The organism is Clostridium cadaveris (genome assembly GCF_020911725.1).
Taxonomy (GTDB): domain Bacteria; phylum Bacillota; class Clostridia; order Clostridiales; family Clostridiaceae; genus Clostridium_X; species Clostridium_X cadaveris.
In genome coordinates this window covers 1,095,729-1,120,157 of record NZ_CP076620.1, presented here as the reverse complement: position 1 = coordinate 1,120,157, position 24,429 = coordinate 1,095,729, and the positions used below count along the sequence as shown (strand labels likewise).

The window sequence follows — 24,429 nt, the reverse complement described above, 5'->3', positions numbered from 1 at the left end:
CTTTTTTAGATTCACTTATTTTAGAACAAAAGATTGACAGTCAGTACATTCTACTACTGTAGGATTTTTCTCATGAGTTCCTACTTGAATTTCATTTAGAGTGCAGTAATTTTCAGATTGATTATGAAATTTACATTGTTGTACTGAACATTTTATTGATGAATTCTTTTCCATATTCTCGCCTCCTTTAATAATAATTACTATTTTAGTTTTTCTAATATCTAAAATAATATACTATTATTAAAATAATTGATTTTTATAATTTAATTACTTAATCTTTTCTGTTTTATAATTACAAGAGTTATTGCAAATATAGCTATTGCAAAACAAAGTATTATTGCCATACTCATAAATATAGGCATAAGATTTTCTTTGCTAAAATTAACCAAGGCTGATATTTCATTATTAGCTTTTACATACCAATAGGTTGGGTTAAAACTTGCTATAGAAAGCACTGTTTTTCCCAAATATTGCTGAGGAACAAACACACCACTTATAAAACAACAACCTAATGAAACTACATTTGACGCAGCCGACATAGCATTCTTGCTATTAATGATATTTCCAATTAGAAAACTTATACTTAATGCTGATATAGTAAATACAAAAGAATTTAAAAGAAATAATGCTCCATTTGCAGTAAACATATACTTACCATACATTATAAAACTTGCAAATATCATTACCACCCATACAAGTAATGAATAACTAATGTTTCCCAACACCATTTGAAAATTCATATCTTTAAGCTTTAATGCTGATGATGAATTTCTCATTTTTAAATCTTTATTATTGAAAGTTATCATTACCGATGATACTCCAAGTATCAATATGGCAAACATAGAATAAGCTAAATAGTTATAATAATTTCTGCATTTATCTTCATCTCTATGCCCATTATCATAAGTACTAAGCTTTACATCTGTACTCTCTGACAAGTCCTTGCTTACATAGCTTACAATCTTTTCTTGAGATAAATTACTTATTGATCCACTATACATCTTAACTGTATTAAGATATCTATTTATCAAATTATTCATATACATTTCACTATTTGAATTAGGAACTGTAGTTGTTTTAATACTAACATTTTCACTGCCACCCATCATTTCCTTTGTAAACCCATTAGGAATCCTTACTATATACTCTACTGTTCTAAAGAATAAAGCATCTTTAAGCTTTTCATCATCCTCTGATATATCTACTATATTAGCATTTTTACTGATATACTCTCTAAGTCCTTCTACAAGCTCTGAATCTTCATCTTCATTAATAAAAGCCACATTGATTTTAGTTTCCTCAAAATTTGTATCTGCAGGATTAACATCCATATTTCCAAGGAGTATAGCAAATGCTAAAAATACTACTACATAAATCATTATTTGATTTAAATTTTTTATAATAATTTTAAAAAAGGCCTTATAAACTTGCATATTTTTGCCTCCTTAAAACTAAATAGGTTATACTACTAAAAATAATTGAAAAACCACAAAGCAGGCTTAGATTTGTAAAAAACTTTGTTAAATTATCATAATAATATAATGAGTAAAATGAATCTGCTATCAAATTTACAGGATTGATATATCCTAGAATTGGCATATTATTATTCACAATATACTTCATCTTATCATACATCATACCTGAGAAATATGACATTATCATGGTTAACCCAACAAGAATCCCTATCTTAAGACCTTCACCTTTTTTTATTATAGCTCCTATACATGTTCCAAAGGTTACCCCCGCTATTGTTCCAATTATGCATGTCAAAATTATATATCCAAGTTGATTTCCAAACCCTACCTTTATAATTAAAGCTAAATAAGCTATCAATATTCCAATATCAAAAAGTTGAACTGTAGTCGCCGCTGCCATAGATACCATAAATACTTTCAGCTTATTAGTTGGCGCAGTATTTATTCTTGCTCCTTGAGCAGACTGATTCCCTTGGATAGCTGACACTTCCTTTATTCCAAGAAAGCTTCCATAAAAACAAGTCATTGCTATTAAAGTATAAAAATAATTTACAGTTGTATCTGGATTAACTTTGCTAATAGATACATCTTTAATATAATTTGACCTTTTCATTAAACTATTTAAAGTTCCTTGATTAATTATTTCTGGATTTTTCTCTATAATAGTTTTAATTGTTGAAGAAGTTTGCTTAAATTCATCTACAAAGCTTTTTAATATGGTTTGATTTATTCCAGACTTTTTGACTACAACCTTTATCCCATCATTAAAGTATATAAAACCATCTACTTTATTATCATCCAAAAGTTTTTGAGCCATATCTTTAGATGTATATTCTACATTAAATAAATTCTTATCATTTTCACCATTTGAAACTGATTTTAAAACTTCAATAAACTCTGTATTTTTTTCGTGTTCGTCATCTTTAACAACAGCTATATTTATACTCGAAAAATTTTCTGCACTTGAAAGATTGGAAAATGCTAAATTAAATAAAGTTGCCAAAATTATAGGAAATAAAAGAGTCCAAAACATCATCTGCTTATCTTTTACAATACATTTAATTCTATATTTATAATTATGAAAAAACATCTTACCCCTCCTTTAATCCCTAAGTTCCTTGCCTGTTATCTCCAAGAAAACATCATTTAATGTAGGCGGCTCTGAATAAATCTTTCCTACATGAACATTCTTACTCTTTAAATAATCTATCAAATTAACTAAATTATTTTTGCCCTTACTTGACTTTGCCACAAGATAATTATCTTTATATTCAGCATAAACTACGTGAGGAAGTTTTCTAATTCCTTCTAAGATTTCCTTATCCATTTCAAATATCTCTATAGTTATCTTTTCTCCGCAATTTATCATTGCCTTTAACTCTTCATTAGTTCCAGTAGCTATTATCTTACCTTTGTCCATAATTGCAATTCTTGTACAAATCTGCTCAACCTCTTCCATATAATGAGAAGTATAAACTATTGTAGCTCCTTCTTTATTAAGCTTTTGTATACCCTCTAATATATTGTTTCTGCTTTGAGGATCTACAGCAACTGTTGGCTCGTCCAAAATAATAAGCTTTGGCTTATGGGCAATTCCACAAGCAATATTTAATCTTCTAAGCAGCCCTCCACTTAATTTTTTTGGATAAAACTTTTTAAAATCAGAAAGTCCAACAAAATCTACAGCTTCTTCCACAAGTTTTCTACGAAGTTTCTTGTCAGAAATATAAAGTCCACAAAAATAATCAATATTCTCATAAACTGTCAGTTCATCAAACACGGCTACATTCTGCATTATTACTCCTATATTCATTTTTATATCATAAGCATTTGGTCTCATAGGCTTTCCATAAACATCTATGGTTCCTTTATCATACTTTAATAAAGATAAAATACAATTAATCGCTGTAGTCTTTCCTGACCCATTTGGTCCTAAAAGTCCAAAGATTTCTCCATCATTAACTTCTAGATTTAAATGATCAAGAGCCAATAGATCATCATATCTTTTAACTAAATTTTTAACATTTATAACCATAACAGTTCCTCCACTCCTATCTCTCACATTTTCTATACTTTAATTCTACTAGACTCAAGGATAATTAATAAGTGATAAAACTCCGAAACTATCATGACAAATATAATAATGTTATTGTTATATATATATCTTAAATGTTAAAATTGATATATAATTACTTTTTTTAGAACAAAGGTTGATTTATTTATGAATGCTTTAATTGATAAACTAATTATTTTCATTATTTGTTTTGCCTTATATGTGCCAAACATAAATAACAAATATATGGTTGTACCTATTTTGATAGTTCTATTTTTGACTTCATTATTAAGTTATAAAGAAAATAAAAGAGCTTTAATTTCTATCTTTCTTATTTTCTTATTTCTTTGCATATGGCAGTGGGCTTTTATCTTTTTCATTCCAGTCATATGTTATGACTTATTTTTTTACAAAGTAAAATGGCTGTGGTTACTGTCACTATTTCCTATTTTGATAGACCTCAATGTGATTCCTGCATTCTCAAAAGTGTCTATCGTAACTTATATTTTTTTATCATATATATTAAAATATAGAACTATCTCTTTAGAGAATATAAAGAAAAGCTACTATTCTGCTAGCGATAATGCCAAAGAGCTAACTATGAAATTTGAAAGTAAAAATAGAGATCTTCTAGAAAAACAGGATTACGAAATAAATTTAGCAACTTTAAGAGAACGTAATAGAATTGCAAGAGATATCCATGATAATGTTGGACATCTTCTATCTAGATGCATATTACAAATTGGAGCTCTTCTTGCTATAAATAAAGATAAAAACGTTAATGATAATCTTTCTCTCATAAAAGAAACCCTTTCAGAGGCTATGACCAGCATTCGCAGCAGTGTCCATGACTTGCACGAAGAAGCCATTGACCTACAAATTGAAGTGCAGAAGTTAGTTGATAGTTTTAAATTCTGCTCTATTAAATTTAATTATGATGTTGAATCATCCCCAGAAAAAAATATAAAATACTGCTTCATTACAATAATAAAAGAATCTTTATCAAATATTATAAAGCATTCCAATGCTACAGATGTTTTAATCTCTATTAGAGAGCATCCTGCATTATATCAGTTAGTGATTAAGGATAATGGAAATAGCGGCAAATATCTTAGTGAAAAAGGTATAGGCATTAAAAATATAAGTGACAGAGTATCCGCTTTAGGAGGTAATCTCAACATTAACGATGATAATGGATTTAGAATTTTTATTTCAATCCCAAAATAAGTTGAAAGGATAATATAAAATATGCGTGTATTAGTTATTGATGATGATAAATTAGTATGTGTTTCTTTAAAAACTATTCTCGAATCACAAGGTGATATAAATGTTATCGGAACTGGAAATAGTGGACAAGAAGCCTTAGAACTCTTTCAGAGTTTAAACCCTGATATTCTTTTAATGGATATAAGGATGGACGGCATGACAGGACTTGAGGCTGCAGAAACTATTTTAAATAATGATAAAAATGCAAAAATACTATTCTTAACCACTTTTTCTGATGACGATTATATAGTTAAAGCTTTAAAAATTGGAGCTAAAGGATATATAATAAAGCAAAACTTTGAATGTATTGTCCCATCTTTAAAAGCTGTATATAGCGGTCAAAGCGTATTTGGGGATGACATCGTATCTAAAATACCTTCTCTTATAAATAATACTAGCAAAGTAGATTTTTTTAGCTTTGGAATAACCGAAAAGGAGCTTGAAATAATAACTCTTGTTGCAGACGGTCTTAGCAATAAAGAAATATCATCTAACCTCTATTTAAGCGAGGGTACAGTTAGAAATACCATAACTATAATTCTTCAAAAACTAAGCCTTAGAGATAGAACTCAGCTTGCTATATTTTATTATAAAAATAAGTCTTAAGTCTTATAATTGTATATCCCATATATATGTACATTAAAAAAGCTACTCAAAAAGAGTAGCTTAAAAAACATAATTAATTACTTTATACTATTCAATAGGTAGTAATAATCCTGATTTTTTCAAGATTGGTCTTAGAACATTGTAAAGTATTGCAACTAATATTACTGACACTACTGCATTTACAAAGGTAGTAACAGCACTTAATTTTGCCAAAATAACAGCAGCACTTTGTGTCTGTCCTAATATATACTGTTTATAGAAAAATCCAACAACAGGATCTGCTATTACATTGAAAGCCAAGCCTCCAATTGAAGCAATAAGACTCCACTTAAATATATATTTCTTATCATTGCTTTTACTTATCTTAGCATATTTATGTGCGATTAATCCTGTTATAATTCCAATACATAATTTCAAAACAAAAGTTTTAGGTGCTACCATTATATATACAGGATCCATTAAATCCGCAATTGTCATGCCTATGGCCCCAGCAATTCCTCCATACCACCCTCCAAGTAATAATGCAGCTAAAACACAAAATGCATTTCCAATATGAAGCGAAGTAGCATCTCCTCCTCCTGGCATTGGAATCTTAATTTGTAAATAAGTGAAAGATACAAAGCATAATGCTGCTAATAATGCCGTTTGAGTTAATTTTTTAAATCTTATTTCTCTACTCAAAATAATTGCCCCCTGATCATCATAAATCTTTAACTACATTTTATAAATCAAATCAATTTTGGTCAATTGTATCCATACAAAGCCACAAGTGTTTATTTATTTTAAATTATAACTTTTAACATAAAAATACTTTTAATAACTTTAAAAGGAAATTAAATGCTAAAAATGGAAAATATAGTTTGCATAGCAAAATCGATATAAATTCAGATAAACACTTAAAAGATAAGTTAAACTTCGTTAATGATAAATATAACTTTTTACTTATCTATACATTGGTAGTAATATGTATAGGATGACTAGTCTGTGAGCAATTGCTATGTATATTTAAAATAATATGATAGATTAAGGAGTGTACCCAGTGGAAACGATTAGTATTCAGCTAAGTCAAGAAGTATACAGATCTGATGCCGAAAAAATGGCTGATTGGCTTAGCGACGAAGAGATAACTAAAAATTTAAACGAGGATGCTAACGCTAAGGCTAACCTAATCAATATTGTAAATAGAATAGATATGCCTATATTGACTCATTTATTTAATAATAATTGTAGATTTTTCACTATAAAAACCACTTATGAAACAGTAGGTTTTTTAAGGTTAGTTCCCAAAAACGGTGGAATTGAGATTGTAATTGCAGTCGGAGAAAAAGATCTATGGGGAAAAGGGATAGGTCATGATGCTGTAGTTGAAGCCTTGAAAAAAGCTTTTTTTGACATGCGCACAGAAAAGGTAGTAGCAAAGATAAAAAAGACAAATAGTAGATCAAGAAATCTTTTTAAAGGTATTGGCTTTAAAGAAGTCAATGAATTAGAAAAGGAAATCGAATATCAAATGTCTAGGGAGACTTTCTTTAAGATAGCTTGCTAGATAATATATTTCTGTAAATATAAAATTTTGCTAAACTAAATATAAAAATCATTGCATTTATTCTGCAATGATGTTATTCTATATAAGCAGTTGGTACGAAAGTGCTGATTACAGTAGAGCCTAGTTTGTCTTTCGCCGGATTTCTAGGCTCTACTTTTTATTTTAGTTAAATTAACTAAAAATTATATCTCATAAATACTTATTATTTTCTTTATAGATTCAAAATCCTCTGAACAAAGTCCCATATCTGTATACTCTGCCTCTCCAATCTGGTTGTCGTAAGGATCGGATCTAAAGAATTTCTTCTCTGGCATTAAATCTTGTTGGAACTCTGAATTTGCAACCATTCTGAAAGGATCAAGGTTTCCAAAATAGAAGTTCCATTTTTTCATATCACCTGTTCTATAACCGCTTCCTCCAAAAGACGGATCTGCAAAAAGCCATCCATATGGTGCAATATAGAATTCTGCCCAATCGTGGCACCCAATATGTGTTGGATTTACATAAAGTCCAGACTGCCATCTTGCAGGTATTTTCTCAATTCTGCATAAAGTTATGAATAAAAGTGCCATAACTCCGCAATCACCTTTTAAATTGTATGATGCATATTCTGGTATATTAATTATAGATGCATACTCCCTCATAAAAGAATATTGAACGTTTTGTGTAACATAGTCATATATTTTTCTTGCTTTGATAAGAGGATTTTTCTCATCCTTTACAATATCATGAGCTAAACTAACTAAATATGGTGTAAATCTGATATGAGGTATTATTTCTTCTGTATAGAAATCAGGTTGCTCTTCTGAAACCATATTAAAATCAGGAAGATTGTATTTTATATGATTTTCATAAGAATACTCTACTGTAAAGCTCTCTTCACCCTCAACCTGTTTTTCAAAATAAGCTGTCCTTTGCAAGCAGTCTTCTGGTGATATTAAGCTTGCTTCTGGCGAAGTGCTTATGATTTTTATATTATGGATCTGCTGTGCTTCTTTAGGAATCGGAATATGCACTCTTATTGTTTCACCACGCCTTACAGATTCCTTATTAATCTTTATTCCAGCCTTCACATATATTGAATACTTTTTTTCACCATCATTAATTATGTCATCAATAACTTTATTTAATATATCTGTCCTGCCAGTTTCTTTATCTTCATGCTTTTCAAGAAGTCTATCTGATATATTAGGCGCCGTTTTTATAATGGTTTCTAAAAAATTATGGTGAAACATTACATTACCGTTTATATATATCCAGTCAGCAAATCTTTCATCCATCATATTTTGGAGCTCTTCGCTGCTAAAATCCTTTAATTTTTTTGACGCCATCTCTAAAGCTTCATCAAAAAAATAAATATAATCTTTTTCAAGTCTTCTTATCCTTCTTTTTTCATATCGAAGTCTCTCTTTAAGTAATTCTGAAACATTTCTTTTCATATAGATGTCAATAAGCCTATCAGCAGAGTCAAAGTCTCCATACATTATATATCTTTCAACATCCTCAGGAAGTCCTAAAACTAACGATTTTAATGAATACATACTATCCCCCCCATAGTAATTGATTTATATAAATCCATGTATTTTTCTCTGGATTCATATATATTATATCATAAATTAATTTATGATTTCCTTCTTCATTGCTATTTTACGCCACATTACAACATTTAAGATTATAAGAACTACTCCATAAATAGAGAGCATCTCTATTCTTTGCCCCAAAATATTGTGAATAAAAGCTCCTGCCCCTACTACGCAGAGCGAAAGTATTGCAATAATCACATTGGAACTATTGTCACCTGCATTAAATTCCTCGGTAAAAGGAAGGGAAAAGTTGTTCATCATATGAAGAGAAGGAATCATTAAAGTTATAAAAAGTAACGCAATTATCAAGTGAATTATTACTTTGACTTTAAAACATAGAATAAATATAATACTTTCAAATAAATAAAGAGGTAATAATACGTTAAATAGAAAAGCTTTATAGCTTCCTCTATAGATCTCGCCTTCATCAGTCAGTGGTGAGGTTTTAAATATCCATGCTGCTTTGTAGCACTGTGAGTACTGAAGCATTGTCATAACAGTAGATATCATCAAAGCAAAAAAATATATATTCAAATAGTTCTTAGAGTTCGCCAAACTATTTTGCCATTCTAAAAGACTGCTAAATTTATTGTCTTGTGAAAATATGAATATAAAAAGCAGAGGGAAAACTATTGTGAAACCTAGACTAGGGTAAACTTTAAGTTTAAATTCTCGTTCTTTTTTCATAATAGAATTTGCCAAGGTATAATAAGCTTTTTCTGCATTACTTCTGCAGAATACCCTTCCTAGCTTAAAAAACATGCCTTTTTTCTTTTCCTTTTCTTTCGAATCACTGCTATTTAATTTAGCTAGATATAATTCAAAATTATTGCTCTGTTTAATATAAATCATTATGGAAATTAAAGGAACAATAACTGCAATTACTGTTAATGCTATATTAATTGACGATATTCTTCCACCCTCAGCCAAATATATCGGTGATGAAAACCACATTGGTGGAAAGATTAAATTCCATAGTTTTTCTGTATAAGTTATATTAAAATCCACTAAATTAAAGATTCTTCCCAAAAATTGATAGCCTACAGCCATAACAATAGTAAGTATGATCTGTACAAAATTTATAATATCTTTTACCTTCTCACCATTAAAGAATTTTAGTATAAAGAAATATAAAAGTGCAGTAATTACAATCATAAAAATATCAGCTATAAATATTTCTACTAGAAATAAAATACCTGTCAATATACCAGATTTAAATGTTCCTATAATTGCAAGCCAGCATAAAGATAAAGAAATCAAAAATACATAGTAACAAATATGCGTTATCTTTGCTGCATTAATAGTTCTACTACTCACCCCTCTTGTAGCTATGAGATTCCTATCTCTCACATCCAATAAAACTGAAGAAAAATCCGATATGAAAACTGTCAAAACCAGAAACATAAACATACCAAAAAACATAGTATAAACATACATTTTATTTATAGGTAAAAATGTAATCATACCAATAAATAATCCCATAAGTCCATAAAATAGTAAGCTTTTCATGAACTTATTTTTTCCTTTATCCTCATTCCTATTGTCCTTCATAATTGTAGGAACTCGCCTCTCATCCATGGTCAGCTTAACTTTTAGTATTAAACGCATCTTTTCATAATCCACATCAAATTTCTCATATATTCCTTGAAATTTATCCAAAAATTTTAGGAACTTAAACTCACTCATAATTACACCTCATTTATAATTGATGTCATAGTCTCTGCAATTTCTTTATGATCTTTAAACCCAGTTAATTCATTAAATATTTCCTCTAAAGAATCTTCCTTACAATTTTCTTGAAGCTCATGAAAACTGCCATCAGCAACTATAACACCATCATTAATCAATACAATCCTATGACTTATCTTCTCAACAACATCCATAATGTGAGATGAATAGAATATAGTTTTTCCTTGAGCAGCAAGGCATGCAAGTAATTCCTTTATTATCATTACACTATTTGCATCCAAACCACTTAAAGGCTCGTCTAGAAATAAAATATCAGGATCATGAATAAGGCTGGAAATCAATACAATCTTTTGTTTCATTCCCTTTGAACAAGCTGATAATCTTGTATTCATGCAGTCTTCAATACCTAGTAATGTCATCATAGCCTGAGCTTTTTTTAATGAGGTTTCCTCTTTTAAACCATATAACTCACCAACAAAAGTCAAGTATTCCTTTGCCGTTAAACTCTCATAAAGCTCTGCCACTTCCGGAACATAACCTATTCGCTTTTTATATTCCATGCCGTTCTTCTTTATATCTTCTCCAAATATAAATACATCTCCAGCACTAGCCTCTATGAGTCCTAAAATGATTTTTACTGTAGTACTTTTTCCTGCTCCGTTTGGTCCAATATACCCTATTATCTCGCCTTTATTTACTTCTAGATTTATTCCACGCAATACTTCCTTGTTTCCAAAATTCTTTTTTAATCCTCTTATCTCAAGTATTTTACTCTCCACTAAAATCCCTCCTATATATTTATCCGCTTTTAAATTAAGTATATTTTACCATATAATATTATTTATTCCTACGAGTAACATAAAAACTTATATTGTTTAGCTTTATGTAAGCTTTTTCCATATCAATGAGTCAAATTTTTACTTGGTTAATATGTTTTTACCTAATTGACACTATTTTTTTATTATAATAAGCCACGTTAAAATATTGCATAGGAATAATATGAGAATTAAGTATGACCAAAAATATAACTTGTAAAGAAGCTCAAATAGCATTAGAAACTGCTGGACTAGATAATTTTTCAGATCGTTTTGCTTCCGTTATAGATATGAGAATAGATAGATGTATGAAAAAAGATATGTTTACACTAGAAGGATATAAAGTAGTTTCAGGATTTTTCAATAAAAAGCTAGAGTTGTTACGTCCTCAATTCGATATAAAAGTATCTGTCCCTACGCTTATATTTACGGATATGCATGCCGAAAATTTCTTTATTGGTTTCCTTGCTGGATGCAGGCTTTTAGAATTTTCCCAATCTTATTGGGGACATACAAACAGCCTCTTCATCCACTTAACTAACTTTATCTGATGGTTAGCATTGTTATCTCCCATCTCTTTTTATGTGGGAGATAACAATAGATTATATAGATTTCTATTTACTATTAAATAATCCAGCTCCCTCTACAATATGCTGCTCTATAAATAAAGTAGAAACTGCCATATTATAATCAATTAAATTTTGAGCTTTCTTTATTTTCTTGGCATATTTTTTATTGTCTGAAAATATGTAAATCATATATCCCCATAGCTCTTTCATTCTATATATAGCATTCCTATCTTCTCTCAATACTTCTCTATACCTACTAAATACTTCATCATGGAAAGCTTTTAATACTTCTTTGTCTATAACTCCCTTACCCTTTATTTCATTTATTAAACCTGGATTAGCGAGAATTCCTCTTCCTATCATCACCTTGTCTACATTTGGAAAAGTCTCTGTTATTTTTTTATAGTCACTAACAGTGAAAATATCTCCATTATAACATGTTGGATTTGTGCTTAAAGTTAATGCATCTTTAAACACTTCTAAATTTGGTTTATTTCCATAAAAATCTTCACGTGTTCTCGGATGAATGATTAGTTCTTCTATAGGATATTTGTTGTAAATCTTTATTAATTCATAAAATTCCTCTGGACTATCTTTCCCAATTCTAGTCTTCACAGAAATCTTTACATCATCCATAGAAAATATATCTTCTAAGAATCTGTCAAGTTCTTCTCTTTGTGCTAGAAATCCCGATCCTCTATTCTTTGAAACAACAGTTCCTGAAGGACACCCTAAATTTAAATTAACTTCATCGTATCCTAACTCCTTCAGTTTCCTAGTAGTAACAATAAATCCTTCTGAGTCGTTTGTGAGTATCTGAGGAACTACATTTATTCCGTTATTGTTTTCTGGCAGAACATCTCTTAGTTCTTTAGTCTTAATACTTGTACTTGTATTTGGTATGATAAAAGGTGTAAAATACTTATCAATATTGTGAAAAAACTTTTCATAAGAATTTCTATATATGTGTCCTGTGATTCCTTCCATAGGTGCTAAGTAATATTTCATTTAATAACTCCTCTTATTTTAAATTTCTATATTCACTATTCTTCCAGCATTCCAGCTAAATTTCCCGTTGAGAAGGCTATTTGAAGGTTATATCCACCTGTTTCTGCGTCAACGTCCATAACCTCTCCTGCAAAATATAGGCCTTTTACTTTTTTAGATTCTAATGTTGATGAATTTATATCTTTAACAGCTACTCCTCCGCTGGTTACCTGAGCTGCTTTGATTGTTAGAGTCTCCCTTACTGTAAGATTCATCTCTTTCACCATCTGAAGAAATTTATTTTCACTTTTCTTTTTTAGTTCAGATGCCTTTACTCCATTTAATTCACAAAGTTCACCTATTTCTTTCAAGAAGTTTTGTGGCATTTTTCCTTTTAGATTATTGAGAACATCCTTTTGAGTATTACTCTTCATAAGTCTTATAAGTTCTTCTCTTTCAATGTTCGGTAAAAAATCTAAAGTTATACTAACCTCACCTTCCTCTAAAGCCTTATTTATATAAGAAGAAAGTTTTAAAACAGCCGGTCCTGATATTCCAAAGTGAGTGAATATCATATCTCCTCTTTGTTCATATTTTTTATTTTTAACCTTAGCTTTTATTAGGACATCACTCATAGACACCCCTTGAAGCTTTTTCACGAATTCCTCTTTTATAACAAGTGGAATGAGTGCTGCATACTGCTTTTGGATCTTATGTCCATACTTCTCCAAAACCTTATACATAGCCCCATCCGATCCTGTAGCAGGGTAGCTTCTTCCACCTGTGCAGATTATAACTTTGTCACACTCCATGGTTCTAAAATCATTTATAACTACACCTTTTATGATGCCATCTTCAACTATAAAATCAGTCACATCAGCTTTATATACAACTTCCACATTATTTTTCTCTAAGTCATCCCTTAAAATGTTTATAACCTCATCTGCCTTATCACTGTCTGTATAAACTTTTTCATCAAGCTCTACCTTATACTTAAGACCTCTATTTGAAAAATAATCCAAAACATCTCTATTGGTATATCCATAAAAAGCCGAATAAAGAAACTTCTTGTTTGTAACTACTTTTTCTAGCATCTCTCCAATATCTCTATTGTTTGTTATATTACACCTTCCGCCACCTGTAAGCTTGAGTTTCTTTCCTATGGATTCAGTTTTCTCCAATAAAATCACTTCATTATTTTTTGATGCCCTTAATGCAGCCGTAATGCCTGCTGGTCCACCGCCAACTATTATAACTTTTTTCATATATAGTAACCTCTAATCTTTCAAAATTTTAAACTATGGCTTTTAGGATTAATTTTAATCAGTCTATCTATAATCAATCTTCTTAAAGGCTATAATTTTTTCAGCCTTCTTTTCCTTAAAATCAATACGGACCTTAAAAATCTCGGGACATGTTTCTTCCCTCCACAGCTTCATATAATCAGCCGTAGCCTTACATGTATAAAAGAATTCTCCTTCATATTCATCAGAAAACTCAAAGTAATATTCTATTGATTTTTCATCTATATAAAAATCTTCTTTTTTTAAATTATTTATAATAGGAAGAAAATACTTTAAAGGAACTTCATACTCATATATTCCCTTAATGCTCTTAGCTTCCATAAGTGCCCTCTTTAGAAATAGATATTTTTCTCTATCTTCTTTGTCAGCATGGATTTTAAAACTCGGTTGTTCTCTTTTATTTTTATCTATCTTGATTTTAATCATATTTATCACCATATCTTTAGTCATTATCATAATTCAGCATCTTCATGGCAGTTTTGCTTCAATAATCAACATAAAAAACTATTCATAAGAATTTCTGTATATATGTCCTGTAATTCCTTTCTTAGTAAAGCTCTTTAAGTTCCTCCCTCAAAAATATCAAAGCACCTAATTTGGAATTGTAGAGACTCTCGAAGTATTCCTGCTCTTTTTTTAAATCCTTTAATTTTTCATATAATCTTAAATATTCATCATTTAAGATTATAATTGACATCTCTCTATTGTATCAGTAATTATACATTTTATTATACTATTATTCACTATGATTTTTGAACAAAATCAAAATCTATTCTTTATGTTTTTTTACAGTACCTCCATCGATAAGCTTGCTACATCTTAAGTACTGCTTCTCACCTATAATATCTATGTTATAATATGAGCCTAAATCTTCTTACATAAAAATATTAATTTACATTCCATATTATTAATGTATAATTTAAATATAAATAAACAAGCTATTTATATACTTTTAGTTTTGAAAGGAGATAATTTTATGTCAACATATATGATTACATATTTTTTAAGTGATACTTGTGGCTGTGGTCACCATCATGATCATGAACATGAGCATATAGAATCTAGTGAAGGTAATATAATTGCCAAGATAAAATCTTTAGGAGCTTGGGCAAACTTTATGCCTGAAGCATACCTTGTTAAGAGTAATATTTCTGCCGAGGAAATATTTAATGAGCTTCAATCTGTAGCAAATAAAGGTGATATCTTGTTTGTAACAAAGGTAGATGCAGAATCATGTGCTTGCCAAAATCCATCAGTTAAAGAATGGATCGCAAAGTAATTTTCATAATCATCATGGCGTGACTCTAAAGCCTCGCCTAATTCACATGAATACTAAAGGAAATTAAGCTTCGGTTATGAAACAATTTCTTTCCTACAGTCTAAAAAACGGCATTGAGTTATTTTACTCAATGCCGTTTTGATACATTATTATTATAAGATTTATCTTCTATTTTTCATTTCAATCATGTCGCCATATACTGGTGTAGGCATTCCAAATCCTCCGGACACCTCTAAAATCTGTCCAGTAGTATATGCAGACTCGTCACTTGCAAAGTATAAAGCTGCAGCTGCAATCTCTTCAGGTGTTCCCATCCTCTTGATAGGAGTATGCTTTAAAAAGAAATCGCGAAAATCGTCTGTTAAATTATCTTTTACGGCATCTGTTGCAGTCATTCCTGGTAGCACTGCATTGCAGCGTATATTATCTCTAGCACATTGTACAGCAATTAGCTTAGTTAAATAATTAATTGATGCTTTACTAGTACCATATGAAATCTGAGAAATATCAGGATGTGTTCCTCCAATGGAAGATATGTTAATAATGCTTCCTCCCCCATTTGCTACCATATGAGGAATAACTGCTTGAGAAGTCATAAATACACTAGCAAGATTCATATCAATAGTAGAAATAAACTCGCTATACTCAGTTGATTTAATATCTAAATCTTTTTTAGGGTTTGATGTACCAAAATTATTAACTAACACATCAATTTTTCCTTCATTCTTTATAACTTCCTCTACCATAGAAATATAAGTTTCTTTTTTAGAAGCATCATTATATACTGTTTTTACATTAAAGCCTTTATCATTTAATTCTTTAGCACGCTCTGCAGCTGTTTCAAGATTTCTAGCTCCCATATATACAGTAGCACCCTCTTTTGCAAAACGCTGAACGCAAGAAAGTCCTATTCCTCTAGTAGATGCAGTGATTAAAACTACTTTTTTCTCTAATCTCATACAAATATCCCCTTTCAAAATAGTATCTATATATATATTAGCATAGAAATGTATGAAAAAGATTTTAAAAAAATGAGAATATTAAAATATAATATAATTTTCAAGTTACGTAGTCTTTAAACAACTCTTTATCAGTCCGCCTACTTTCATCTTAAGAAAACTCAAAATCTATCTTTCTTGCACAAAAAGTCTTCATAAAGCTTATTAAATGCCTTAATTCCTATAGACTTAGCTGAATTCTCATCATAATATTCTTCCAAATCATCTACCTTTTCTATATCCATATCATATTGAATTGAAATAGTTTTACTTAAGAATGCTGTTCTATTTTCTTTAATAAAATCTATTACTTGTGTAAATAACTCATTTTTATTATCTATAAATTTTCTCATCTCTCCATAATAATTAATCTCTACTATACAATCTATTTATAGAGTTATCTATAAATCTACTTAATGATTTTGCTAATTCCTCATCTTCCGATAAATACTTTTTTAAAAGTTTTTTATTAATTATAACTCTATTAGAATCGGCCATAATTCTCCCTTTTATATAAGTAATACAATATATTTATATGCATAAAATCTTACTTTATTTCTCCATTAGTCTTATTTCAGAAATTAACCGTTTATGTAATAGCAGCATTTTATTAACCATGATAATATGTTTTTTAGTAGCAATTGTTTTATTAATGAAACTTTGTTTTGTAGCAGTAGATGAAGAAGGTATATTAGGAATTATCACTTCAAAAATAGGATCAATTATATTAGTAGTTCTATTAATGGGAATATTAACTATTGTGTATCCAAAACTTGATAGGAAGATTAATAAGAAGAATCTAGAGATGTACCAAGAAATGATGGATGTAAATCAAAAGATGGAATTTATGTCTTGGAGATTATCCATAGATAGTGATTATGCCAAGGAGATAAGACTTTACAATATGCAAGGCATGATATATCGTGAGTGGAAAAAGCTATCTATAGATATAATTGAATTTTATCAAAAATTCTGGAAGGTTATGAGAAAGTTTCTAATGACTACATCATTCTTAAGTGATTTTGTATTATTAGTAGCATATTATCATAGGAGTTCTTTTTTCTTCAGATCTAAATCCTTTTTATCCACTGGCATAACCAGTGGTTTTAAACACAAGACAACAGCATTGAAATTTTGTTTTCAATGCTGTTTTTTAATTTATAAATTATATTTTATTCTAACTAAATTTAAGTGTATTATTTTTTACGTAAACTTTTTTATCGCATATTGATGTTGAAGATTTTCTATGTGATACCATTATTACTGTTTTATCCTGTGATTCTTCTTTTATACTCTTTAATATTTGAGCTTCATTAAGAGTATCTAAGTTGCTTGTTGGTTCATCAAGAATTAAAACTTGAGGATTATGCAGGAATGCCCTTGCAATACCTAATCTCTGCTTTTCTCCAGATGAAAGGTTAGAACCTATTTCTCCAACGTTAGTTTCATATCCATTTGGCAGTGTTTCTATAAAATCATGTATAGATGCTTTCTTGCAAGCATTTATAACTTCTTCACGACTAGCATCTTTCTTACCGATTTTCAAGTTATTTTCAATGGTATCATTGAATAAAAATGTTTCTTGGCTAACTAAGGATTGGGCCTTTCTTAAGCCTTTAGTTGGAATAGTTTTGATGTTCTTATCATCTATTTCAATAGTTCCCTTTTTTACATCCCAAAATCTCATCATAAGCTTTAAAAGTGTACTCTTTCCACAACCACTTTCCCCTATTATTGCAACTTTGTCACCTTTATTGATTTTAAGATTAACATCTTTAAGCAGTACTTCATCTCTTCCTGCATATTTGAATTCTAAATCATTTATATCAGTGCTGCACATCTCTAACTCCGCATCTCCAGCCACTTCTTCTACAGCAGGCACCTCATCTAATATATCAAATAATCTTTGTGCACAAGCGAATGTATGCATTAAATTGTTAGATAAATTACTTAGTGCTACAGTAGGTCCAAAGGAACTAGCAAGTAAAACTAGTGCTACTATTAATTGACCTAAATTTATAGTCCCTGACTTGTATAACACTGTTCCCATATAAAGTGTTGTAAGTATTGCAATCATTATAGTTATGTCAGTTAAAGCTCTTATTAATCCTTCGTGACCTTTTATAACCTTCATTTTTTCATTTAGTTTTTCACTGTTTCTATTTATTGAGTTTAATCTATTGTTCCCTTGACCAAATAAAAGTATCTCTTTTATCCCTCTTAATGAATCAAGCAAGAAGCTATTAGTTTTACCAAATTCATTTCTGTAAGCAACTCCTGCTTCACTTCCAAGTTTTGAAGATAAAACTGGTATTATATATCCCACTATTACATAGAATACTAATCCTATAATTCCAAAGTATGAATTTATACTATATAGGACTAACGCTATTATAGAAGATGTAAGTATCGCTATGGCTATTGGTGCTATTGTATGAGCATAAAATACTTCTAGAAGTTCTATATCACTAGTTATAACAGATATTAGATTTCCCTTTTCTTTGCTTTCAAGTTTAGCTGGTGCTAATTTCCTTAAAGCTTTAAATATCTTATCTCTTAAAATAGCAAGTATTTTAAAGGCTATATAATGCCCAGAATACTGCTCTATATATCTTAATATTCCTCGAATTATCCCGCAGATTATTATGACTTTCACTGTGGTATTTAGAGCATACCCCATGTTAATCCCCATAATATCTCCTATTGCTATGGCCCCAAAAGTAGTTATGGCTATAGCTGCTAAAAATCCTAATACACCAAAACTTATTGTTATCATCATTACAGGAACTAGTGGCTTTAATATTTTTATAAGTCTAAACATTATCTTTCCGCCAGATAACCTATTTTTTTCATTATTCACTTATAGCCACCTCCCCAACTGTATTTTTCTTCTTTTCTGTTCTTTTATCTATACTATCTTTATGAGTTTCTTCTTTATATATATCCTCAAGTTTTTCTTGATTTGTATATAAATTTGCATATACTGAATTATTCTTCATCAGTTCATCATGATTTCCACTTTCCGCTATATTTCCTTTATCTAAAACATATATTTTATCTGCTCCCTTTATATTAGCCAGTCTATGAGATATAACAATAACTGTTTTTTCTTTTGATAATTCATATATAGTGTCAAGGATGGAGTCTTCACTTTCAACATCAACATTTGAAGTGGCTTCATCAAATATATAAACTTCTGAATTTGTAAGTATCATTCTAGCTAAAGCTAATCTCTGCTTTTGTCCACCAGACAGGTATGACCCGTTTTCCCCAACTGGAGTTTCTAATTTTTTATCTAATGACATTACAAAATCATATAAATTTGCCTTTTTAAGTGCAGCATACAACTCTTTTTCACTTGCATTGTATTTGCCCATTCTTAAATTTTCTTCTATTGTTGAATTAAATATATATGAGCTATGGCTTATAAAGCTTACCTTTTGCCTTAATTCATCAAATGGTATATCATTTAGGTTTATTCCATTTAATAAAATTTCACCTTTATTAGTTTTGTTTAACTTTAAAAGCAAATTAGTAATTGTGCTTTTTCCACAACCGCTTTCGCCAACTAAGGCAACCATTGATTTATTCTCTATATCTATATTTATATTGTGTAAAACTTGTCTTTCTTCATCATAACTAAAATCCACATTCTTTATTGAAATAGATATATCTTTTAGTTTATCCTTATCACTTTGAGATAAAGCTTTTTCCTCTTCAACCGTTGTATCAAGTAAAGCAAAAATCTTATCTGCTGCAGCTATTCCATTCATAGCTACATGGAAAAATGATCCTAAAAGTCTCATTGGTATAAAGAATTCTGATGATAATAATATTATTACTACTGTAGATCCTACTGTTATATTACCTTTGCTAAATTCATTTATAGCTATTAATATACCTATAGCCGCCCCACCAAATGCTATTAAATCCATGATTGTTATGGAATTTAGCTGCATTGATAAAACCTTCATTGTTATATTTCTAAAATTCTCTGCTTCCTTATTCATCTCATGATTTTTTTCTTCATCCAAATCAAATATCTTTAAAGTTGTTAAACCTTGAAGATTTTCCAAAAATGAATCACCTAAATTAGTATATATTCCCCAATATTTGCTTAAAAGTTTTTTTGCAAACTTCATAACTGACGCTATGGATATTGGTATAAGAGGAACACAAATTAAAAGCACTATTGCAGCTTTAAGACTTATTGGTGCAATAACTACAAATAAAGTAAGTGGTGCTAATAAACTATAAAATAATTGAGGTAAATATCTTCCGAAATAAATTTCAAGAGCCTCTACTCCATCTACTGATATTTGTACAATTGAAGAAGTTGATATTGTCTCATTATAATTTACACCTAATTTTAATAATTTTTTATAGATGCTTTCTCTTATAGACCTTCTTACATTGGCTGATGATTTATAAGAGAATCTTCCAGACATATAGTTGCATATAAACCTTATTAAAATTAATGATCCTATATAAAGAGCATAAACTCCCATATTAAAATTTAAATCATTATTAAATAATTTATCTATTATATTTCCTACAAATAGGACTATTCCTATATTGCAGATTATTGATATCCAGTTCATTAAAACTGTAAAGTATACATATTTTTGAGATTCTTTACTTAGTGAAAGCAATCTTTTATTTACCATAATAATCCCTCCTTTATGCTAATTCATTATGTGAAATGTCAATGCTGCTGCAAAACCTATAGACGATGTTAGATGCAGCCATTTATATTTTTTTCTTACTTTTTTAGTTCCAGATACGATTATTAAAATACTAGCTAGTCCAACTAGTAAAATTGTTTCTTCTTTATCTTTAACAAAATCTAATATTGAATACATAACCATTGCTAGTACACCTAATGTGCCTGTAATAATATGAAGCTTTACTGCCTTCTTGCTATTCATAAGTTTAAAATACTTTAAAAAAATAGTTATTATAGCTAATAAAAATAAAATTGATCCTAATCTGTGTAACATATAAATCTGTATCTCCTTTTTAATTTAAAATTAAAATTATTTGCTGCTTTTCATGTATCACATTTCCTCATCATATGTACAAATATCTTATTTGATTAATAAAGATCTAAGCATTTAAATTAGTTGGCTTTATTGTTTTTATTTTAAAGATGAAATAATAAAGCTTAACACATATTAAACCTATTAGAAACAATCTCATATGCAAGCTGTCTATTAATATCATTGGAATTGCCAACATTGCATTTACAAATAATAATAATGTTACTTTTTGTTTTAGTGTCATTGCTCTCTCTTCTACAAAACTCTCTAGATGCTTTTGGTAAATCTTTGTTGATTTAAACCATCTATCAAACTTTTCTGACCCTCTAACAAAACAAAAAGATGCTAATAATAAAAACGGTGTTGTAGGAAGTACAGGAAGTACCACTCCTATTGCCCCAATAGCAAATGCCAACAGCCCTAATATTACATACATATACTTTTTAACTTTATTCATCCTAGCTTCTCCTTACTCTTCAAACTATAATTATAGTATCACAGTTGATAATCATTTTCAATAGATTTTATATAACAATTGATAATAATTTTCGTTTAGATTCTACAAATTGGAATCTTAAATACAAAAAATAAAATATTTTCCACTTCAATAATAATTATAGTTTTTTATTAATTTATCATAATATTACCAACTTTTCCTTAACACTTCTATTTAAATACAAGATTTTATTGCTAATTTGATATTTCTATATCTTTGCCTTTTGTATCTTTCTCCCTTACACTTAACATAAACGTTTAAAGGAATCTAGTACATATGATGAACCTTAAAGTTCATCTTTTGATGTTGTCAGCTGAAATATCTCTATTGATAATTCCATTTAAAAACTACAAAATTATTGAAAGAAGGTATTTATTATGAAAAACTCAGCATTTAAAGTGTTTAAAAGAGATGCTAACTCAAATCAAAAAAGACTTAGAAAATTAGGACAAACCCCAGGAATAATTTACGGAGAATTCCTTAAGACTTCAATCCCAATACAAATTCCTACTTTTGAACTTGAAAAACTACTCAAAACAAATAATAGCGGTTCTATTATTCCAATAGAGTTAGATGGTAAAACATTAAATTGTGTAGTTAAAGAAGTTCAAAAAAACACATTACATGAAATATTGCATGTAGATTTACAATATACTAAACCAAATGAAGTCATAAAAATGAGAATTCCTGTTAGAACTATTGGACAGGAAGCTTTAGAATTTAAAAAATTAGTTTTAGAAACTTATAATTCATTTATAGATTTACAGGGAAGTGTTGAAAAAATTCCTGAATATATTGAAATTGATGTGTCTGAGATGAAATTTGAAGATAAGATCTTTGTTGAAGATGTATCTATTCCAGAAGATGTAACAGTTTTAACTAACCCTAAAACTTTACTAGCTGTTGTAAATGCGTAATTTATAAAAAAGGGGCTGTAAAATAAGTCCATAACTAAGAATCGCCAGTTCCGGCAAATACCGGTTCTGGCGATTCTTAGTTTTAAAAGTTATTATTTATGGTAATTATTGATTTTCCAGTAAAAAAATGTGCACTTAATAAGGCTGTGTGTATAACTCTTTGATTTTACGCAGCCAGCCCTTTTCTATGCTTTTTATTATGATATTTGTAAAGGTTAAAACCGCAAGAAATCAACGTAAGTTCAAGAATTACGTTTTTCTCGCCTCTTCGGAATAGTCTTTTGTAAGACTTATCCCATTTTAAAACACCAAACGTTCCTTCTGCCTGTATGCTGCGATTCATTCTTAAAAGTGCTCCGTGTATGGATTCAAGGTTTGAAATCACCTCTTTATGAATAGAGGTTAGTTCCTGATTCATGTGGATTGTCCTGTTATGGGATGCTTTAGGACAACAATCACTTTTATACTGGCATCCTTCACAGGTTTCACATTCATAGATTTCTTCCGTTCTTCCATATTTGTTTTTGTAAACATGTCGCCTGCTTTTAAAGTAAAATTTCTTCCCGTTTGGACATATCAGATTTCCGGATTCATCCTGCTTAAAGTTTACTGCTCGATAGGGGTTTTCATGATACTTTTTATCTGTTGTTTCTTTTTTAAACATGGTGAATTTCATATATTTTTCCATCCCATGCTCTTCACAATAAAGATAGTTATTGTAAGAACCATACCCTGCATCTGCAACTGGATATTTGGGGTAATGCCCGTAGGATTTATTGAACTTCTCCAGTAAAGGAACAAAGCATTCCATGTCTGATGCGTATGGTTTTACATCAACTGCCGCAATGTATTCATCGCAGACAGCGGTCTGAAGATTATATGCTGGAAGCAGCTGATCATTTCCCATGTAATCCCGTTTTAACCGCATAAAAGTGGCATCATGATCCGTTTTGGAATAGCTGTTTCTTTCCTCTCCACAAACTTCTATATGATGCGCATATGTTTTCAAACGTTCCAAATATCCTTGTAATTCCTGATACTGTTTTTGCTGAATGCTTTTTCTATGACCACAACCAGATACAAAAGTGGACTCATCTAGGTTTATTACTTTCCTGTACATTTCCAGCAATTCAGAAACATAATCGATGGCATACTCTTCCCGCTTTTCAAGTTTCACATTTAAATAGCCTAAAACTTCATGGTTCATGGCATCGATTAGCGTGGATATCTTTTCAAAAACTTTTCCCCGGTTTTTTGTACATGACTTTTTCCATACCCAAGTATAGCGGTTCGCGTTAGCTTCTATTTTAGTACCATCGATATAGGTATGCTGCAAGTCAACATGGTCTTTTTCAAAAATATAAGTATTCATATCTAAAAAAATTTGTTCTATGGAATCAGTAAGTTCCTTTCGGATCATGTTGCCGAAAGTGGCAAATGAAGGTGCCTTCATTCCATCAAGAAGATACATATACCGGATATCATTTCTGCAGAGTTTTTCAATGTACCGCAGAGAACAGATTCCGTGTTCCATAAAGGCAAAGAGTATCACCTTGAGGAGCTTCTGTTCATCACATCTTGGACGACCTGTTTTGCAACCCTTCTCTACAAAATATCTTGATAGGTCGATGTGATCCATAACCTCACAAAAAGTGTATACCGGATCAGAAATATCAATTAATTTTTCCATTTCTAATGGTAATTTCAACTGACGTAGAGTATAATTATTATTGGTTTTATTAGTTAGTGGCATAATTAATTATACCAAAAAATCGCTGGAGTCTCACGACCTCAGCGATTTTTCTTT

Annotated in this window: 27 protein-coding genes; 7 read left to right on the top strand and 20 right to left on the bottom strand. The window is 29.8% G+C overall.

The window, feature by feature from the left end:
* Positions 1-15 precede the first annotated feature (15 nt).
* The 4 genes from KQH81_RS05145 to KQH81_RS05130 all read right to left on the bottom strand — a co-directional run bounded on the left by KQH81_RS05145 (position 16) and on the right by KQH81_RS05130 (position 3,510).
* Positions 16-174, bottom strand: coding sequence for a DUF1540 domain-containing protein (locus KQH81_RS05145; RefSeq protein WP_074845786.1), 159 nt, complete (start codon positions 172-174; stop codon positions 16-18).
* An 89-nt stretch (positions 175-263) separates the two neighbouring features.
* Positions 264-1,433 (bottom strand): ABC transporter permease, encoded by a 1,170-nt coding sequence (locus tag KQH81_RS05140; protein ID WP_027638906.1) that lies wholly within the window; start codon positions 1,431-1,433, stop codon positions 264-266.
* Positions 1,420-2,565 (bottom strand): ABC transporter permease, encoded by a 1,146-nt coding sequence (locus tag KQH81_RS05135; protein WP_027638907.1) that lies wholly within the window; start codon positions 2,563-2,565, stop codon positions 1,420-1,422. The genes KQH81_RS05140 and KQH81_RS05135 overlap by 14 nt, the downstream gene beginning before the upstream one ends.
* A gap of 12 nt (positions 2,566-2,577) precedes the next feature.
* Positions 2,578-3,510, bottom strand: coding sequence for an ABC transporter ATP-binding protein (locus tag KQH81_RS05130; RefSeq protein ID WP_027638908.1), 933 nt, complete (start codon positions 3,508-3,510; stop codon positions 2,578-2,580).
* Positions 3,511-3,696: 186 nt separating this feature from the next.
* On the opposite strand from KQH81_RS05130, the gene KQH81_RS05125 reads away from it, so the two are divergent.
* On the top strand, positions 3,697-4,755 hold the full coding sequence (locus tag KQH81_RS05125; RefSeq protein ID WP_027638909.1) for a sensor histidine kinase: 1,059 nt from the start codon (positions 3,697-3,699) through the stop codon (positions 4,753-4,755).
* Positions 4,756-4,776: 21 nt separating this feature from the next.
* A complete protein-coding gene (locus tag KQH81_RS05120; RefSeq protein WP_027638910.1) occupies positions 4,777-5,400 on the top strand; it encodes a response regulator transcription factor in 624 nt (207 codons plus the stop codon).
* An 87-nt stretch (positions 5,401-5,487) separates the two neighbouring features.
* Here the strand turns inward: KQH81_RS05120 and KQH81_RS05115 are convergent, their stop codons facing one another.
* Entirely contained in the window at positions 5,488-6,081 is a 594-nt protein-coding gene (locus tag KQH81_RS05115; protein WP_206153030.1) for an ECF transporter S component, read from the bottom strand.
* 358 nt (positions 6,082-6,439) lie between these two features.
* Here KQH81_RS05115 and KQH81_RS05110 point away from each other — a divergent pair, with 358 nt between their 5' ends.
* Positions 6,440-6,946, top strand: a complete 507-nt coding sequence (locus KQH81_RS05110; RefSeq protein ID WP_027638912.1) for a GNAT family N-acetyltransferase — start codon at positions 6,440-6,442, stop codon at positions 6,944-6,946.
* Positions 6,947-7,128: 182 nt separating this feature from the next.
* Here KQH81_RS05110 and KQH81_RS05105 read toward each other — a convergent pair whose 3' ends face one another.
* The 3 genes from KQH81_RS05105 to KQH81_RS05095 all read right to left on the bottom strand — a co-directional run bounded on the left by KQH81_RS05105 (position 7,129) and on the right by KQH81_RS05095 (position 10,997).
* Complete coding sequence (locus KQH81_RS05105; RefSeq protein WP_230029034.1) at positions 7,129-8,487, bottom strand: transglutaminase-like domain-containing protein; 1,359 nt, start codon at positions 8,485-8,487, stop codon at positions 7,129-7,131.
* A 75-nt stretch (positions 8,488-8,562) separates the two neighbouring features.
* Positions 8,563-10,215: a hypothetical protein gene (locus KQH81_RS05100; protein ID WP_027638914.1), complete on the bottom strand. Its 1,653-nt coding sequence runs from the start codon at positions 10,213-10,215 to the stop codon at positions 8,563-8,565.
* A 2-nt stretch (positions 10,216-10,217) separates the two neighbouring features.
* Complete coding sequence (locus tag KQH81_RS05095) at positions 10,218-10,997, bottom strand: ABC transporter ATP-binding protein (protein ID WP_035770766.1); 780 nt, start codon at positions 10,995-10,997, stop codon at positions 10,218-10,220.
* 233 nt (positions 10,998-11,230) lie between these two features.
* Here KQH81_RS05095 and KQH81_RS05090 point away from each other — a divergent pair, with 233 nt between their 5' ends.
* Entirely contained in the window at positions 11,231-11,584 is a 354-nt protein-coding gene (locus tag KQH81_RS05090) for a hypothetical protein (protein ID WP_027638916.1), read from the top strand.
* Positions 11,585-11,647: 63 nt separating this feature from the next.
* Here KQH81_RS05090 and KQH81_RS05085 read toward each other — a convergent pair whose 3' ends face one another.
* The 4 genes from KQH81_RS05085 to KQH81_RS05070 all read right to left on the bottom strand — a co-directional run bounded on the left by KQH81_RS05085 (position 11,648) and on the right by KQH81_RS05070 (position 14,590).
* Positions 11,648-12,610 (bottom strand): tRNA dihydrouridine synthase, encoded by a 963-nt coding sequence (locus KQH81_RS05085; RefSeq protein ID WP_027638917.1) that lies wholly within the window; start codon positions 12,608-12,610, stop codon positions 11,648-11,650.
* A 35-nt stretch (positions 12,611-12,645) separates the two neighbouring features.
* Positions 12,646-13,854 (bottom strand): BaiN/RdsA family NAD(P)/FAD-dependent oxidoreductase, encoded by a 1,209-nt coding sequence (locus KQH81_RS05080; protein ID WP_230029033.1) that lies wholly within the window; start codon positions 13,852-13,854, stop codon positions 12,646-12,648.
* A 63-nt stretch (positions 13,855-13,917) separates the two neighbouring features.
* The gene (locus KQH81_RS05075) at positions 13,918-14,349 is read right to left on the bottom strand and encodes a hypothetical protein (RefSeq protein ID WP_230029032.1); all 432 of its coding nucleotides are present in this window, start codon (positions 14,347-14,349) and stop codon (positions 13,918-13,920) included.
* 91 nt (positions 14,350-14,440) lie between these two features.
* Positions 14,441-14,590, bottom strand: coding sequence for a hypothetical protein (locus tag KQH81_RS05070; RefSeq protein ID WP_230029031.1), 150 nt, complete (start codon positions 14,588-14,590; stop codon positions 14,441-14,443).
* A gap of 279 nt (positions 14,591-14,869) precedes the next feature.
* On the opposite strand from KQH81_RS05070, the gene KQH81_RS05065 reads away from it, so the two are divergent.
* Positions 14,870-15,172 carry a hypothetical protein gene (locus tag KQH81_RS05065; protein ID WP_027638920.1) on the top strand — a complete coding sequence of 101 codons (303 nt, stop codon included), beginning with the start codon at positions 14,870-14,872 and terminating at the stop codon, positions 15,170-15,172.
* 161 nt (positions 15,173-15,333) lie between these two features.
* Here the strand turns inward: KQH81_RS05065 and hdhA are convergent, their stop codons facing one another.
* The 3 genes from hdhA to KQH81_RS17595 all read right to left on the bottom strand — a co-directional run bounded on the left by hdhA (position 15,334) and on the right by KQH81_RS17595 (position 16,668).
* The gene (gene hdhA, locus KQH81_RS05060) at positions 15,334-16,131 is read right to left on the bottom strand and encodes a 7alpha-hydroxysteroid dehydrogenase (protein ID WP_027638921.1); all 798 of its coding nucleotides are present in this window, start codon (positions 16,129-16,131) and stop codon (positions 15,334-15,336) included.
* Positions 16,132-16,292: 161 nt separating this feature from the next.
* Positions 16,293-16,523 carry a hypothetical protein gene (locus KQH81_RS05055; RefSeq protein ID WP_027638922.1) on the bottom strand — a complete coding sequence of 77 codons (231 nt, stop codon included), beginning with the start codon at positions 16,521-16,523 and terminating at the stop codon, positions 16,293-16,295.
* Positions 16,524-16,536: 13 nt separating this feature from the next.
* Positions 16,537-16,668, bottom strand: coding sequence for a hypothetical protein (locus tag KQH81_RS17595; protein ID WP_268254225.1), 132 nt, complete (start codon positions 16,666-16,668; stop codon positions 16,537-16,539).
* Positions 16,669-16,786: 118 nt separating this feature from the next.
* Here KQH81_RS17595 and KQH81_RS05050 point away from each other — a divergent pair, with 118 nt between their 5' ends.
* Positions 16,787-17,401, top strand: coding sequence for a hypothetical protein (locus KQH81_RS05050; RefSeq protein WP_027638923.1), 615 nt, complete (start codon positions 16,787-16,789; stop codon positions 17,399-17,401).
* Here the strand turns inward: KQH81_RS05050 and cydC are convergent.
* From cydC to KQH81_RS05030, 4 genes are all read right to left on the bottom strand, one after another.
* Positions 17,348-18,991 carry a thiol reductant ABC exporter subunit CydC gene (cydC, locus tag KQH81_RS05045; RefSeq protein WP_035770774.1) on the bottom strand — a complete coding sequence of 548 codons (1,644 nt, stop codon included), beginning with the start codon at positions 18,989-18,991 and terminating at the stop codon, positions 17,348-17,350. The genes KQH81_RS05050 and cydC overlap by 54 nt on opposite strands.
* Before the next feature lie 31 nt (positions 18,992-19,022).
* Positions 19,023-20,837, bottom strand: a complete 1,815-nt coding sequence (locus KQH81_RS05040) for an ABC transporter ATP-binding protein/permease (RefSeq protein WP_027638925.1) — start codon at positions 20,835-20,837, stop codon at positions 19,023-19,025.
* A gap of 18 nt (positions 20,838-20,855) precedes the next feature.
* A complete protein-coding gene (locus KQH81_RS05035; protein WP_027638926.1) occupies positions 20,856-21,170 on the bottom strand; it encodes a hypothetical protein in 315 nt (104 codons plus the stop codon).
* A gap of 106 nt (positions 21,171-21,276) precedes the next feature.
* Entirely contained in the window at positions 21,277-21,666 is a 390-nt protein-coding gene (locus KQH81_RS05030) for a YbaN family protein (RefSeq protein WP_027638927.1), read from the bottom strand.
* 416 nt (positions 21,667-22,082) lie between these two features.
* Here KQH81_RS05030 and KQH81_RS05025 point away from each other — a divergent pair, with 416 nt between their 5' ends.
* Positions 22,083-22,622: a 50S ribosomal protein L25 gene (locus KQH81_RS05025; protein ID WP_027638928.1), complete on the top strand. Its 540-nt coding sequence runs from the start codon at positions 22,083-22,085 to the stop codon at positions 22,620-22,622.
* A gap of 166 nt (positions 22,623-22,788) precedes the next feature.
* Here the strand turns inward: KQH81_RS05025 and KQH81_RS05020 are convergent, their stop codons facing one another.
* Positions 22,789-24,312, bottom strand: a complete 1,524-nt coding sequence (locus tag KQH81_RS05020) for a transposase (protein ID WP_407647338.1) — start codon at positions 24,310-24,312, stop codon at positions 22,789-22,791.
* Between the last annotated feature and the right edge of the window lie 117 nt (positions 24,313-24,429).